This window comes from Glutamicibacter sp. M10 (genome assembly GCF_025452055.1).
Lineage (GTDB): Bacteria > Actinomycetota > Actinomycetes > Actinomycetales > Micrococcaceae > Glutamicibacter.
In genome coordinates, this window is sequence record NZ_CP104918.1 from 2,676,594 (window position 1) to 2,691,920 (window position 15,327).

General features: G+C 60.9%; 12 protein-coding genes. All 12 read right to left on the reverse strand.

Features of this window, described 5'->3' with window-relative positions; all coding sequences use genetic code 11:
- The 12 genes from N6V40_RS13050 to rfbB all read right to left on the reverse strand — a co-directional run bounded on the left by N6V40_RS13050 (position 1) and on the right by rfbB (position 15,269).
- Positions 1 to 1,128: a DegT/DnrJ/EryC1/StrS family aminotransferase gene (locus tag N6V40_RS13050; RefSeq protein WP_262197940.1), complete on the reverse strand. Its 1,128-nt coding sequence runs from the start codon at positions 1,126 to 1,128 to the stop codon at positions 1 to 3.
- Positions 1,125 to 1,778: a NeuD/PglB/VioB family sugar acetyltransferase gene (locus N6V40_RS13055; protein WP_262197941.1), complete on the reverse strand. Its 654-nt coding sequence runs from the start codon at positions 1,776 to 1,778 to the stop codon at positions 1,125 to 1,127. The genes N6V40_RS13050 and N6V40_RS13055 overlap by 4 nt, the downstream gene beginning before the upstream one ends.
- Position 1,779: 1 nt before the next feature.
- Complete coding sequence (locus tag N6V40_RS13060) at positions 1,780 to 2,934, reverse strand: DegT/DnrJ/EryC1/StrS family aminotransferase (RefSeq protein ID WP_262197942.1); 1,155 nt, start codon at positions 2,932 to 2,934, stop codon at positions 1,780 to 1,782.
- A 31-nt stretch (positions 2,935 to 2,965) separates the two neighbouring features.
- Positions 2,966 to 3,988 carry an SDR family NAD(P)-dependent oxidoreductase gene (locus N6V40_RS13065; RefSeq protein ID WP_262197943.1) on the reverse strand — a complete coding sequence of 341 codons (1,023 nt, stop codon included), beginning with the start codon at positions 3,986 to 3,988 and terminating at the stop codon, positions 2,966 to 2,968.
- The gene (locus N6V40_RS13070) at positions 3,985 to 5,082 is read right to left on the reverse strand and encodes a Gfo/Idh/MocA family protein (RefSeq protein ID WP_131087987.1); all 1,098 of its coding nucleotides are present in this window, start codon (positions 5,080 to 5,082) and stop codon (positions 3,985 to 3,987) included. The genes N6V40_RS13065 and N6V40_RS13070 overlap by 4 nt, the downstream gene beginning before the upstream one ends.
- Positions 5,082 to 6,428, reverse strand: a complete 1,347-nt coding sequence (locus N6V40_RS13075) for a sugar transferase (protein WP_396267860.1) — start codon at positions 6,426 to 6,428, stop codon at positions 5,082 to 5,084. The genes N6V40_RS13070 and N6V40_RS13075 overlap by 1 nt, the downstream gene beginning before the upstream one ends.
- Positions 6,429 to 7,178: 750 nt before the next feature.
- Positions 7,179 to 8,669, reverse strand: coding sequence for a LuxR family transcriptional regulator (locus tag N6V40_RS13080; protein ID WP_262197944.1), 1,491 nt, complete (start codon positions 8,667 to 8,669; stop codon positions 7,179 to 7,181).
- Complete coding sequence (locus tag N6V40_RS13085; protein ID WP_262197945.1) at positions 8,660 to 9,160, reverse strand: hypothetical protein; 501 nt, start codon at positions 9,158 to 9,160, stop codon at positions 8,660 to 8,662. Before N6V40_RS13085 ends, N6V40_RS13080 begins: the two co-directional genes overlap by 10 nt.
- A gap of 163 nt (positions 9,161 to 9,323) precedes the next feature.
- Entirely contained in the window at positions 9,324 to 9,863 is a 540-nt protein-coding gene (locus tag N6V40_RS13090; RefSeq protein WP_262197946.1) for an ATP-binding protein, read from the reverse strand.
- Complete coding sequence (locus N6V40_RS13095; protein ID WP_262197947.1) at positions 9,860 to 12,310, reverse strand: helix-turn-helix transcriptional regulator; 2,451 nt, start codon at positions 12,308 to 12,310, stop codon at positions 9,860 to 9,862. Before N6V40_RS13095 ends, N6V40_RS13090 begins: the two co-directional genes overlap by 4 nt.
- Before the next feature lie 521 nt (positions 12,311 to 12,831).
- Positions 12,832 to 14,253 (reverse strand): sugar nucleotide-binding protein, encoded by a 1,422-nt coding sequence (locus tag N6V40_RS13100; RefSeq protein ID WP_131087983.1) that lies wholly within the window; start codon positions 14,251 to 14,253, stop codon positions 12,832 to 12,834.
- Complete coding sequence (gene rfbB, locus N6V40_RS13105) at positions 14,253 to 15,269, reverse strand: dTDP-glucose 4,6-dehydratase (protein ID WP_131087982.1); 1,017 nt, start codon at positions 15,267 to 15,269, stop codon at positions 14,253 to 14,255. The genes N6V40_RS13100 and rfbB overlap by 1 nt, the downstream gene beginning before the upstream one ends.
- Positions 15,270 to 15,327: the final 58 nt, after the last annotated feature.

Sequence of the window (15,327 nt, forward strand, 5' to 3'; positions counted from 1 at the left end):
TCACAGCACCGAAATCAGCACATCTGCGACTCGCAGTTGTTGCTCTTCGGTGATGTGCGGGTACAGCGGTAGGGATAGGATTCTGCCGGCAGCGCGCTCGGCGACAGGAAAATCTCCTGCCTTGTATCCCAGGTGTGCGAAGGCTTGGGTCAGGTGGACTGGATGCGGGTAATGGATTCCGGCGCCAATACCTGCAGCGTTGAGTTCCGCCACCACGCGGTCGCGGTCTAGAACTTGTACAACGTACAGGTGCCACACGTCGTGGTTCCCCATGGCCTGTTGTGGCAGGATGACTCCCTCAACCCCGGCCAGGAGTTCATTATACCGAGCAGCTGCTTGGCGGCGCAGTTCATTCCAACGGGCTAAGTGTTCCAGCTTGGCGCTGAGCACCACCGCTTGCACCGCATCCATCCGCGAGTTGCGTCCCACGATCTCGTGTACGTATTTAGTGCGGCTGCCGTGAGCCGAGAGCAACCTTACCCGGGTTGCCAGTTGTTCATTACTAGTCAGCACTGCTCCGGCATCCCCTGCAGCACCCAGATTTTTGCCCGGGTAGAAGCTGGTTCCGGCAATGTCCCCCAAGGTCCCGGCGTTACGTCCGTGGCGGGTGGCGCCCTGTGCTTGGGCCGCATCTTCAATGATCACCGCGCCGCACGCGCGGGCAATGGGCGATAATTCTTCAATAAATGCGGTTTGTCCGTAAAGATGCACGGGCATGATGGCTTTGGTCTTTTCGGTAACAGCTTCTGCTACCGCCAACGGATCAATCAGCAGGTATTCGGGATCAACATCCACCAAGACAACAGTCGCGCCGGTCAGGCTGACCGCTTCAGCGGTGGCAATGAAGGTATTCGCTGGAAGAATCACTTCATCACCCGGCCCAATCCCGCTGGCGCGAAGCGCCAACTCCAAGGCATCGGTGCCGTTCCCCACCCCAACGCAGTGTCCAGAGCCCAAGAAACTTGCATAACTTTGCTCAAAGTCGGTGACCGCTGCTCCCCCAATGAAGGCGGTATTCTCAAAGATTTGTGCCAGTGATTCATTAACCTGCTGCTGCACTTCACGTTGCTGCGCTCGCAGGTCCACCAGCGGAATCTGCGTCTGGGTACTCATAGTCTTGTTACTCATGCTCTAGGCCCTGTCGATTCAAGATTTGATGAAGAAATGATCTGTCGGGCGGGGTTTCCTGCCCAGGTCTGCTCCGCTGGGACATCGTGCAGCAATGCTGATCCCATGCCGATGACCGCACCGGCACCAATCTGCACGTCTTCACGCACCGCCGCATTAGTTCCGACGTAGGCCCGATGACCCACCGTGACCCGGCCTGCCAGTTTTGCGCCGGCCGCCAGCGTGCAAAAGTCCTCAAGCACGTTGTCATGTGTCAGCACTACCTGGGGCATGAGCACCGTGTGCCGTCCCACCCAGATATCGCAGGTCGCCACGCAGTCGGCGAGGATGATACTTCCGCATCCCACGCTCACCGAACTTCCAAGTACTGCCGTGCTGTGGATGTGCGTTGCATAGCGAGAATCATCCAGGCCCAGCCGGCTCACAATAGCTGCCCGACTGCTTCCCTTCCCTGCACAGATCAATAGCTTTTCGCTACGCTCTTTGGCTATTTCCAGTCCCCCAAGAACTCGAACCTTGCCAATGAGCGTTCCGTGCAATGCAGTGTTGTCATCAAGCAGTCCAATGACCTCATGGTCACCGGTCTGCTCAATGGATGCGATGGTTTCTCGGGCCAATCCGCTGGCCGCCACAAGCAGTATTTTCGACATTTCACTCACCGCCGGTGGCGGCAAGCACGTTGGCCAGCACACTGGTGATCACACGATCCTGCTCATGCTCTTCCAATTGGTGGTAAAGCGGCAGAATCAACGTGTTTGCCGTCAGATGTTCGGTTGCCGGCAGGGCAGCGACAATTCCAGAATGACCTGCATAGGCCGATTGCAGATGCGAGGCCATAATGCCACGTCGGGCCGAAATATCGTCTTCGGCAAGCCGCTCAAGTAGTGCCTCACGGTCCGCCCCAAATTCTGGTCCAATCTCAATCCAGAATGATTGGAAGTTTGAGGTTCCATACTCAGGATCTGCAACGCACCGCAGTCCCGGCACATTGGCAAACGCTCGCTGGTACCGGGATGCCAAGTACCGGCGGCGAGCCACCATGGTGTCCAGCTTCTCCAACTGAACTAGGCCAAGGGCAGCCTGCAAATCCGTCATGCGGAAGTTGTAGCCAATTTCCTTGTAACTTTCAGCTGGTGCCAGTGTGGAGTTGTGACGATCGGCAGCAGAGACATCCATTGAATGTTCACGTAACTGACGCGCACGTTGGGCCCACTGCAGGTTGTTGGTGGTGAGCATGCCACCTTCGCCAGTGGTCAAGAGCTTGCGTGGATGGAACGACCACGCGGACACGTCCGCGCCGGCTCCTACCGCAGCTCCACGATAAGTTGACCCTGCGCCGCAGGCGGCGTCTTCAATGAGGACCAGATCCAACTCATCACAAAGCTCACGCAACGGCTGAAGATCCAGCGGCATACCGCCCTGGTCCACCACAATGATGGCAGTAGTTTTCTCAGTCAGTACCGCACGGACTGTCTGCGCTGTGACGTTCCCGGTCAATTCCTCAACATCCGCGAACACCGGACGGGCACCAACATAAGTCGGTGCGTTAGCGGTGGCCACGAAGGAAAACGAAGGCACGATGACATCATCTCCAGCTCCCACCCCGGCAACCAACAAGGCCAAGTGCAAAGCGGTGGTGCAACTGGACGTTGCCACCGCGTAATCCACCTGTTGATGCGCGGCGAAAGCTTCTTCAAAAGCTGCGGTCCGCGGCCCCTGCGCTACCCATCCTGAGGCAATTACCTCGGCGACCGCGTCGGTCTCGGCTTGTCCCAGCCAAGGTTTCATCACACTAATGCGATTCATGATTCTTTTCCCCCAAAAAATCAGTATCTGCTTATTTGTTTGCGCCGATGGGCGTGGCTAAGGCACGTCCGGCGGCAACTTCTTCACGCAATGGTTTCCACCACTCAACGAGTGTGCGCAGTCCTTCTTCTAACCCGATACTGGCCTCGAACCCCAGGTCTTTACGCGCTGCGCTGGTGTCAGCCAGGCGCCGCACCACTGAGTTCACGGATCGTTCTGGCCCGTATTCGATACTCAAATTCGAATCCATGACGCGCAATAGGCTGTGAGCCAACTCTTTGAGACTGGTTTCGGTGCCACTGGCGATGTTGTAGACCCCTTCGGTGACCGGGCTACTGGCTGCCAAGAGATTCGCCCGGGCGATGTCTTGTGACACCACGAAGTCCATGGTTTGTGAACCATCACCAAAAATCAGTGGCGGCAGGCCATCGGCGATGCGTTCCATCCAGCGCACCAGCACCTCGGTATAGGCGCCGTGAACATCCATTCGCGGGCCATAAACATTGAAGTAGCGCAGCATCACGTAGTCCAGGCCATACATGGCGCGGAAGGACTTAAACAGTCCCTCGTTGAAAGTCTTCGCAGCTCCGTACAGGGTGTCGTTGTTATAGGGATGGTGGCGTTCAGTGGTGGGAAATTCCTCGGCCATGCCGTACACCGAGGCGCTGGAGGCGGCCACAATCTTGGGCACCCCGGCTTCCACCGCTGCTTCGAGCACATTGAAGGTGCCGTTGACCATGACATCCAAGGCCAGCCGCGGTTCCTCGGCGCACTGGGTGATGCGGATGGCCGCCTGGTGGAAGACTATGTCCTTGCCCTCCATCACTTCGCGGACCATCGCCCGGTCGGTGATGTCCCCGACGTACAGGGTGACCCGTCCGGTGGCCAGGGCATCAGCGAGGTTGCTGCGCCGGCCGCGGACCAGGTTGTCCAGCACGTCCACATGGGCTGCTCCCGCGGCCAGCAGCTGGTCGACGATTTCCGAGCCGATGGTGCCCGCACCACCGGTGACCAGGAATCGTCCGCCTGCGAGGTTCTTGATATTTTCGTTCATCGTGCATTCTCCATTGCTGCTGTGCTGTGGTCGGTGGACAGGGTGGCCGCCGCGGCGGCCCGGCTGCGATCGGCGTGCTCAAGGACCTTGAGCACCCGCAGGGCCGAGGGCCCATCTGTGGGTGCCGGGCGTGCGCCGCGAATGCTGGCCGCGAATTCGGAAACCATCAGGCCCAGCGGCTCGAATTCGGAGAGGGCCGGAGACCATGTATCGCCTAGGCGATAGGAAATCGTGGCCCCCTTGCGGTCTTCTGCATCGGCGCGCATCATTTCCTGGCGTTCCAGATCGACTCCGCGGTCGAAAATGGTCAGCCGCTGCTGCGGGTTCAGGTCATCCCAGACCAGCGTCTTGCGGCTGCCTCCGATAACCATCCGGCGGATCTTGGTCGGCGATAGCCAGTTCACGTTGATGTGCGCCAGGATGCCGGATTCCAGTTCCATGCTCAGGTAGCCGACGCACGACTTTCCGGCGTGCAAGGGATCTGATCCCAACGCCGTGACGGTGCGGGCGGACAATCCGCCGGGCAGCACGAAGTCCAAGATGGACAAATCATGCGGGGCCAGATCCCAGAACACGTCGACGTCGGGCTGGACCAGCCCGAGATTGATCCGGGTGGAATCGATGTAGAGGATCTCCCCCAGTTCGTTATCAGCAAGCAGATCACGAATCTTGAGCACCGCCGGGGTGTAGCAGTACGTGTGGTCGGCCATCAAGATGGTGCCCGCCGCAGCCGCGGCTTCAACCATCTGGGCGCCATGCACGCTGTTGTCCGCCAGCGGCTTTTCCACCACGACGTGCTTGCCAGCGGCGATCGCCTGCATGGCGATCTGGTGGTGTGTCCGTGCCGGCGTGGCAATGGCCACGGCATCAATCTGGTGGCGGGCCAGCAGCTCGTCAAGCGAGCTGACCACAGCCGGGTTGCCAGTCTTGCGGGCCAGGGCTTCGGCTCGGTCAAGATCCATGTCGCAGATGGCGACTAATTCCCAGTCGGTGCTCATGGCAAAGTTCCGGGCAAGGTTCGGGCCCCAGTAGCCGGCGCCGATCACGGCGACGCGCAGGGCCGGGTGGACCAGGGTCTCGGGTGCAACACTCATCAGTAAGCTCCATCGGGTTTGATCATGACGCGGAAGGTTCGCCAGATGATGCGCAAATCGCTGAGCACCGTCCAGTTCTCCGCGTAGTAGAGGTCCAGTCGTATGCTTTCGTCCCACTCCAGGTTTGAACGGCCGCTGACCTGCCACAGGCCGGTCACTCCGGGCTTGAGCAGCAGCCGGCGGTGGGTGTGCCCGCGATAGGTTTCGACCTCGGTGAACAGTGGCGGGCGGGGCCCGACTACGGACATTTCGCCGCGCAGGACGTTGAGGAACTGCGGAAGCTCATCGAGCGAATGCTTGCGCAGCAAATGGCCAACGCGGGTGATCCGCGGGTCGTCCTTGAGCTTGAATAGGGGCCCAGCTCCTTCATTCAGCTCTAGCAACGCGGCCAATTGCGCTTCTGCATCGTTGACCATTGTGCGGAATTTGAACATCTTGAAGGGACGGCCATCCTGGCCAGCCCGTTCTTGCAGGAAGAAGATCTTCCCTGGGCCATCACGCCTGATCAGCAAGGCGATCAGGAGAAAAACCGGCGACAGGGCCAGCAAGGCGAGCAGCGAAAAGACGATGTCGAAGGCACGCTTGAAGAAGTATCGCGTCCCAGTGAATTTCGCCAGTTCCACATGCAACAGGGGCATCCCATCCATTGGGCTGGTGCGCACGCGGCGGCTGGCTACTCCGATCAGCGAGGAGGCCACAATGAGCCTGGTTCCGGTGCCTTCAAGACGCCAGCCCAACTGCTGCAAAGCTTCGTTCCCACCTGGCAGAGGTCCGGCGACAACCACGGAATCGGCGTGCAAGCGCTGAATTTCCTGTTCGATCGAGCCGGTGTCATATAGCAGCGGAAGTACCGGATCAACCTTGCGGATATCGTGTTCGGCTTCCGGATCCGCCGCACCGTCCATCAGCACCCCAACAACGCGGTAGGCAGGTCCTGACTTCTTGGAAATCTGGCGGATTGCGAACGGGGCGTCAGCGGGCTGGCCGTAGACCAGCACATTGCTCAGAGCATAGCCGCTTCTGCTGCGCAGCCCCAGCCACTGGCGCCAGGTCCACCTGCTGGCCAGCAAGGCGGAGAGTCCCAACGGCAAGGAAAGAACGAGAAAGATCTTCAGGCTCTCTTGGCCGGTGAGCACGATAAGTACTCCGACGAAGCCCGAGAGCATCAACCCCGAATAGACCATGATCTTGTATTCCTGCATGCCCACGGCAACGCTGCCCAAGCGATGGGCTTTAAAGGATTGCAAGCTGGTCATCCAGGCGATGGTCAACAGAAGGCCGGCCAACGCATAGTAATGCGTGCTGCCTGGCAGCAATCGAGATATCTGCGAGTTTTGGGCTTGCACGATTGCCGGCAAGGAGCTCACCAGGGAAATGACCAGCAGATCAGTACCGTATAGCCGGCGCAGATAGGCGCGTCCTTGGGCACCAATGGTGCCGGTTTCCCTTTGATTGCTGGACGCGGCAGCGTCCAGGTTCCGAGCGAAGACACATGATCTTCGCCTAGTTTGCTGCTAATTTGCGACATGGCTTGTTCCCACCCTGGCGAGCGATTCAACGCTGCAAGGGTGGTCGCTGGTCGGCAACACAAAGTCAAGCATCTGTATTCCCCCAAGAAATAAGCGAGTTCCCCAATAAACATGGCAATCGAGCTGTCCCACCAGCCCGGTTGCCGTTCTTTACCTTGAGCCTAGGATGCGAAAGCATCCGATGCACGAGTGGAGGAACACTCCAAAGATTGCCTGCATTACCCGCAAATACTCACATGGCACTTGGTTCCTACTCGATCACTACTTGGAATGGACCGGCAGTGCATAGAAAAACCCTGCACCGGCGCAGAGGGGTTGCCGGCACAGGGTTTATTCGTGAAGGAGCCGGCGGCCGCGCTGGGGGGCAATCCTCGCGGATTCGCTGGCCACCGGCCCCGTTTCTGGGAAGAGCTTCGCCGCAAAACACCAAGCGCGCGCCAGACCGACGGGCACTCGTTCGCAAAAGATCGCTTGCGTAATTCGCCAGCTCCCGCAAATCACATTACTCACCTGTGCCGGGCCGGGCACGGGTGGTACCTACCCCAAGTTTGCGCAAACCGGCACGTGCTACCTGCCGGTTGTACCCGCTTCAAGCCCTGCGTGATCCAATTCCGCGCGCTCGGTAATCCCCAACTTCGAAAATACCCGGTAGAGATGCCCCTCCACCGTGCGCTGCGAGACCGTCAAGGTCCGGGCAATCTGCGCGTTATTCAATCCCTGCCGGGCCAGGCTGACGATTTCTGTTTCCCGCGCGGTCAGTTCTGTCATGGCCAGGACACGGGCGATGTACTTTCCCGGGTCCATCCCCTGTTGGTCGATCAGTTGGGCGGCCCGGCGCAGCAAGGCGCCGCAGCGCCGCTGGTCTCCGGACTGGGCGTAGCGTTCGGCCGCCCGGGCCCAGGCCTCGATCACCACCAGGTATTCTTTCTTGGCCAGGGCGTCCTGGGCCAGCTGCTCCAGCGGCTCGCCAAGCTCTGAGCCTCGCAAGTCCATCAGGCGCGCCAAAAACGCCGCTCGCGATCCCTGCTGCCCCGCCGCCAAGGCGCGCAGTCTTTCACCCAGTTGGGAGTCGGCCAGCTCCTGGTCCCCCAGCTGCCGTGTCATGCTGAAAACGAATTCGCGTTCCACCAGCGGGAAGCACTCCAGCGACTCACCCGGATACGGATAACCCAGTCCCGCAGCGAAGGCCCGTGCAAGTATCCGCTGCTTCGACGACTCCTCGCCCAGCTGTCCGTTCAGCGAAATCGTCCCGCTGGAACTGGAGGACCCGGGCCCGATCACCAGGGATTCAGGCACCGGAAAGCCCAACCGGGCCAGCAGCAGCCGGTACAGTTTATTGGCCAAGGCCAGCAGTTGAGTGATGTCCGCAATCTGCAGCTCCGTCACGGCCTCGGCCATTTTGGCCATGGCGAGCTGGACTCTGCCTTGCAGCAGGTGGCTGACGCCATCGAGCAGCGAGATGGCCCCCTGGTAGTACTGGATGGAACGGAGCCGGGCATGGCGATAGGAGTCGATGAATGCCGCGGCGCGCTCGTATTGTCCCAAGAACAGCAGGTTCCAGCCGATGCGGAAGAACACCCGGACCTCGTACATGGCCTGCGGGACCGGGTACTCCTTGAGGTCCTGCAAAGCCGGTTCCATCAGATCCAAGGCCTGCTGGCACCGGCCGGCGGAAGTGTGCAGGTCGCTGAGCATGATCATGCCGATGAAGCGCACCTGCGCGGGCAGCAGCCGGTCTTCCAGGAATTCTTGCAGCTCGGAAACGCTGGGCAGCGGACCGCGGGCGGTATTGACCCTGAGCCAGAAATCCAGGACTCTGGCCCCCGCACTATGCAGGGCCAAGAAGCTGGATACCTCTTCTGCGTCCGCGTGCCCCCGGGCACGATGCTTCCAATCGTCCAGGATCCGCTCCAATTCGGCGCCATCAGTTCCGATATTCGTGGTGACCTCCAGCAGGTAGGCGTAGGCCTGCCCCAGCAGCGCCAGATCCGTCAGCTGATCGATCAGGCGCAGCAGCAGCGCGCGTGCGGCATGGTGCCGCCCCATGCTCAGCAGCATCCGCGCTTCGAGCAGCGCTCCTGCCCATGATGCCGGGCGAGCTTACCCAAGACGCATAGGCGCAGGGCCAACCCGAAATTCAGTTCCCGAGCGGCCTGCTCGGCCAAATCCAGGACCAGCTTCGTGGGCACCTGCTTACCGGTTTCCAAGGACCACAGCACCTCGCGGGCATTTGGCTCTTTTCCCAGCGAGACCGCCGCGGTAACCCACAGGTCATGCAACTGTGCGATGTCCTGCTCGGTGGCCAAGGCGCGGACGCTCCGCTGCATGAGCTTGGACTTCAAGGCCATCGCCGGGCCTTGCCGCATCAGCTCGCCGATTTTCAGCAGCCGCCGGTAGGGCAATCCGCACTGCTCAAGCACGTCTGGAGGCTGCGGTCCGGCCAAAGCCAGCAACAACAGCGACTGCTGCTCCTGAACGGACAGGGACCGGGTGATTTCCCGGCCCAGCGTCAACATTGGCGTATCGATTTCCGGAAGTGCGCGGGCCACGATCCATACCGGCTCGTGGAGCCCGGGCCCTGCGGCAGCCTGTCATCGTGGAAAAGCGTGCCTTGTTCCAGGCAGGATGCAGCATAGGCTTCAACGAAGCTGGGGTTACCGCCGGTGACCACATCGATCAGGCTCACCGTGCCCTCGGCGAGCTTGCGCCCGATCACTCCTTCGGCCACCGCGCGCACCCCTTGCGGTCCAGGCGTTGCAGGGCCATGGTGGTGAAGGATCCCAGCTCGGCCAGCGCGCCCAGCGGGCTATCCGCTTCTAGCGACCCGCTGCCCAGGGCCAGCACCTTCACGTCGGCGTTTTCCACCAGCAGAGAGAGGATGAAGCAGGACTGCGGGTCCAGGAACTGCGCGTCTTCGACCACAACGATATGCGGTTCAACCTGCCCGCGGCTGGAAAGCAGGCTCCGATTCAGCTCGCGCAGCACGCTCACCGGCTCGTCGATGCTCTCCAGGGCCCCCAGATATGGCGACAAGGCACCATGGGCAATAGTGCTCAAGGACGGCGTGCAATACAGCGTCATGACCGGCTCGCCCATGCCCGGGGAAGCCAGCACTGCCTCCACGAGGCTGGTCTTGCCCACGCCCTGCTCGCCCAGCAGCAAGACGCCGGCAGGACCTGGCCCTTGCAGGATCTGCAGCAGCTGGTTGTATTCAGTTGTCCTGGTCTTGGCAATCAGTTGATGCTGTTTCATCGCAGCCCTGCGGTACGGCGGCTGGTGCGGTCAAGCGCAGTGAGCTCCTGGCGATTTCGGACCTGGAGCTTGGAATATACCTGGTAAAGATGCCCCTCCACGGTGCGAATCGAGACGCCATTGAATTTGGCAATTTCCGAATTCGTTTTGCCAGTTATGGCCATCTTGGCGATCTGGGCCTCACGCTTGGTCAGCTCGCGCATCCAGCCCGGCTGCTGTTCGATGGCTTCAAACTGCAGCTCGTCGTGCTGCTGGATCTGCGGAGCCGAGGCCCGCTTGCGGCCGTTGACTGTCCGGGAAAGCTTGCGCTGGTCCCTGGTTTCCATTGATACGACGAACTCGTTGTTCGATGGCACGGACATGAGCAAGTGCCCGGCCTCGACCATGCTGTCCAGAGCCGCTGCCAAGCGCGGCGAGTCCTTGGCCGACGCCGCGTCTGCGAGCGCCTCCAGGTTCTGTCCGACAAGGCCCTCGCAGCGTCTGGCGGCGCTGCGCAGCTGCGGCAGCACCAGCTGGTCTCCCAGCCGTGCGGCGAACCCCAAGGTCAGCGCTTCGAGCAGGGTGTGCTGGCCGCCGCGGGCACGCTGGGCGAAGGTTGCCAGCCGCAGCCTTGCAGCCTGCGGCGAGCCGAGTTCGGCCAACGCAAGGCAGGAGAAGGCTTCTGCCGCCCAGGAGTAGAAGTTCAGCGGCATCTGCATGGATCCGGGGGTCCCGTATTCAGGGCATACCAGTGCGGCTGCCTCCACCCGTCTCCCGGAGCAAGCCAGCGCATAGGCAATGACCGACCCAATTAGTGCTTCGGTTCCCCGGTCTCCGGCCACTTGCATCTGGTGCAGGTTCGGTTCCAGCAGGCGCAAGGCAGCGTCGTACTCATTGCCCAGTCCCAGCAGGATCCCCCGCATGATGTCCCCGTAGGAAATGAGCAAGGGACTGATGTACTGCCCTTCGGCCAGGCGCTGGGCGCGGGCTGATGCCACGTTCCAGACTCCGGAGAGCAATTCGGCCTGGAGCAGCTGGAACTCTATGTCTGCTGCGTCCTCGGAATGGAAATTCGAGCTCGTCGGGCCGTTGAAGCGGATATTGCGCAGTTCCCCGTCCACGTAACGGACCAGCTTCATGGCATCGGCCTGTCGCGACTGCGCCGCCCAGCTGGCAGCTTGCAACGACAGGGACCGCAGGTGCAATGACTCGCTCATCCAGCCTGACGAAGACAGCAGTGACTCGCTGCTGCCGGCGATGCTCGTTTCTTTGGTCATCTCGGTGCTGAATAAGGTCGCGAACGTGCTGAGCAGTTCCAGTTCCTGGAATGCGATATCCAGGGATTCGCGCGGGCCGGATTCCCTGATGGCCTGGGCCAGTCCCGCCCTGGCCAGGTCGATTGCTTCGAGTCCGTGGGACAACTGGCCGAGCATGGCCAGCGCGCGCACGTGCATTTCCACGATGCCCACCAGGGTGCGCGGGTCAGTTGGCCAGCGTTCGGCGTGATAGCCCTGCTGCTGGAAGTCTTCAGCCACCCTGAGCTGCGATTCGTAGTCGCCAAGGTCGTTCAGGGATTTCAGTTGCGCAAGGATCCGGGCAGCCAATGGGTTCTTGTGCAACTTGGCCAGCAGTTCCGCACCGTGAGGGTGAGCCTGATTGCTGGATTCGGCGCGCACGAGCAGGGACAGCAGCGGATTGGATATGCCTACCTTGTAGGCGGCGCCGGTCAGGTACTTGGCCTGGCCACGGTTCAGCAAGCCGTCAAGCTCGCAGGTCAGGCCCGAACGCCGGATGCGGTTGAGTTCCACCGGCCCGCCCAGTGCCAGGGCCCCGAGCAGTTCGCGTTCACCGTCATCGAGCCCATGGGTCAGCGAAACGTGCAGGGCCTGCATCGCAGGCCCGGAATCGAGCGCGTTTATCCGCAAGGCCCAGGTACCGTTGTGCTGCAGCAGATGGCCGTCTTCGCGCCAGCTGTGCATCAACTTGAGCATCAGCGAGCGGTTGCCCCCGGCCAAGTAGCACAGGGTTGCCGAGGCGTAGGCGGAGACCCGCCCTTCCAATTCCTGCTGGACGAAAGCGTGCGTTTCCATGCTGCCCATGCGCTCGACGCGCTGGTGCGCCAGCCGGCCCGAACGGTACAAGGAGAACAGGTCCCCAGGAAGATCCTGCACGTGTTCGCAGATCACGAAAAGCTTGATCTTGCCCATCGTGGCCAGCTGGGCGAGCAAGGAGCTGGATTGCTCGTCGATCAATTCAGGCCGCCCGAGCACCACCATTGACGGGCGCTGGTCGGTGCACAGCACCCGGCCCAGCTGGTGGATCAGCTCATGACGGCTCGAAGCTCCGGCCACGTCGACTTGGGCAAGCAGGAATGAAAGCACACCGAAAGGCACTTTCGTGCCGAAGTTGCTTCCGTTCAGCCGGATCAGCTTCGGCGGCTCGGCCATCTGGCCCAAGTCGGTTTCCACCTGCGCCCTTCGACCGCTGCCCACTGGTCCGGAGACCACAGCTCCGGCGCAATGCGGGTCGTTCAGGACTCTGCCCAAAATGCCTTGCGAAATCCGCGAGAGTTTCGAAGTTGTCTTACTATCTCCCCGCTGCGCTTGAGCATTGCGAGTGCCCGCCAGCGAGAGAATTCGTGAATATTCCATCATTCAAACCGCCCCAATCGGTTCGTTCCCCCAAATTAACCGCTTATCCGCGAAAGAATCCGCCTGGACTCTTCCTCGTATTTCCCCATCCTATGACTTAAAGGCAGCGAGATCACTGGGTTCGGCAGGATAAATGAAGCTCAGTCACTTTTTCTTCTTTTCCCAGTGAATGCACAGCACTTCGCCATCACTCGGCAACAACGAATTCGTCCCCGCAAATTCTGAAATTGACTTGGAACAACTCTCACCGTGCGCAGGATGGTCGAACCTGACTGAGGGTTTCTTGCCGTTCACCTGCCCTCCACTTGGACCACACCCGATTTTTACCTACCCGGTTTTTATGACGTCACACGATTCTGGCCAAGGAACTGGTCCAGCAAGTCGGATAACGGCTTCGGCGCAAAGCCGGTCGCTTGCAATTTTGCGGTGTCCAGCGTGCTGTTTACCGGCCGGGGTGCCAGATGGGGCCGGTCCAAGGCATACTCCCGGGTGGAAACCGGCTGCACGGCATCCGGGTCATGGCCGCACAAGGCGAAGACCTCGCGGGCAACCTGGTACCAGCTGGCGGGTTCGCCGCCGCCCTGCAGGTGATAGATCCCCGGGGCGCTGCCGGTATCCAGCAAGTGCATGATGCCGCGGGCCAACTCGCTGGCGAAGGTCAGTCGTCCAACTTGGTCATCGACCACCCTGGGCGCGATTCCCTGCTCGGCCAGTCGGCGCATGGTGGACACGAAATTGTTGCCCTGCCCGATAACCCAGCTGGTGCGCACCACATAGTTGCCGGTGTGAGCCAGCACAGCCTGCTCGCCAGCGGCCTTGCTTTGGCCGTAGACTCCGAGCGGCGCGATCGGATGCAGCTCATCGACCTCGCGTTGCGCGCCATCGAACACATAGTCGGTGGAAACATGCACCAGCGGCACCCCCAGCTCACCGCATCGTGCCGCCAGCTGGCGCACGGCCACGGCATTGACTTGCCACGCTTCGGCACTGCCCGCAGGGGTTTGGGCCCGGTCCACTGAGGTCATCGCCGCCGCGTTGACCACGTGGCTGCAATTGGCAAGGTCCAGCGATGCCGCGAAGCCCGGGGACTGCAAGTCGGTCTGGGCGCGGGTATACAAAGCGATCCGTTCATCTGACTTCGCCAGTTGAGCGAAGGCACGTCCGAGCTGACCGTTCCCGCCGAGCACCGCAATTTTCTTGGGCTGCACTGGTTTCGCCTGCGCCAGCGGTGGGTGCTCCTTGTCCGCCTGTGAAACTATGGCCTCATCCAAGCTGATGGGCCAGGGGATGTCCAAATCCGGGTCGGCCAGATTGACGTAGCTGTATTCCAACCGGGCTGCCTCTGTCCAGTGCTCGGTGACCAGGTAGGAGTACACGGTGTTCGAGGCCAAGGTCTGGAAGGCATTGGCCACCCCGCGTGGCACGAAGACCGCTTGGCCTTCGCCCATCTTCGCGGTGAACAGGCTGCCGAAACCGTGCCCGGGACGCAGATCCACCCAGACGCCGAAGATCTCTCCAGACAGCACCGAAATGTATTTGTCCCATGGCTCGGCGTGCAATCCGCGAGTGGTCCCGCGCGGGCCATTGAAGGAGACATTGTTCTGCACCGGGCGGAAGTCCGGCAAACCCGCAGCCACCATTTTCTCCCGCTGCCAGTTCTCCTTGAACCAGCCGCGCTCATCGCGGTGCACCGGTAGGCTGACCACCTCGAGTCCTTGAATCGGGCTGCCCTCCACCCGTAGCTGCGCCGCGCCGCCCATCAGCTGGCAACCTTGAACGCATCGGCTTGCTGCGCGTAGCGCTGCTCGGTCTGTGCCTTGGCCGGCTCCCACCAGGAGCGGTGCTGACGGTACCAGCCAATGGCTTGCTCCAGGCCCTGCACCAGGTCGGTGTACCGCGGCTGCCAGCCAAGCTCGGTGCGCAGCACCGTGGAATCAATGGCATAGCGCAGGTCATGGCCGGCCCGGTCGGCCACCGCATCGAAGTCATCGGCTTTCCTGCCCATCAGCTCCAGAATCAGTGCGAGCACTTCGCGGTTGCTCTTCTCTCCGTCCGCACCAATCAAATAGGTGCGCCCGGCCTGGCCCACTTCCAGAATGAGCTGCACCGCCGAGGAGTGGTCGCTGGCATGGATCCAATCGCGCACATTTGCCCCATTGCCGTAGAGCTTGGGCCGCAATCCCCCAAGGACATTAGTGATCTGCCGCGGGATGAACTTCTCCACATGCTGGTACGGCCCGTAGTTGTTCGAGCAGTTGGACAGCGTCGCCTCGATCCCGAAGGAACGGACCCAGGCCTTGACCAGCAGGTCGCTGGAGGCTTTGGTAGCCGAATACGGGCTGGACGGCTTGTAGGGCGTGGTTTCGGTGAAGCGCTGCGGATCATCGAGTTCCAGGTCCCCATAGACCTCGTCGGTGGAGATATGGTGCAGGCGCACGCCGTGGTTGCGCACAGCTTCCAGGAGTTCAAATGTTCCCAAGACATTTGAATTCACGAAGCTGCGCGGGTCGTGCAAGGAATTATCGTTGTGCGTCTCGGCCGCGAAGTGGACCACAGCATCATGCTGCGGCACCAGTTCGTTGACCAACACGTAGTCGCAGATGTCGCCAACAACAAGGTTGACGCGTTTGCTGTCCAAGCCTTCCAGCGACTGCCGGTTGGCGGCGTAGGTCATCTTATCCAATACGGTGATTTCACTGTCGGAATGCGTAATCATATGGTGCACGAAATTTGCCCCAATGAATCCTGCTCCCCCAGTTACAAGGATTCTTTTCATCTCACCAATGTAGCCAGTGGGCACCGCGGCCAAGCAGCTTCCTAGCAATTCTCGAGTA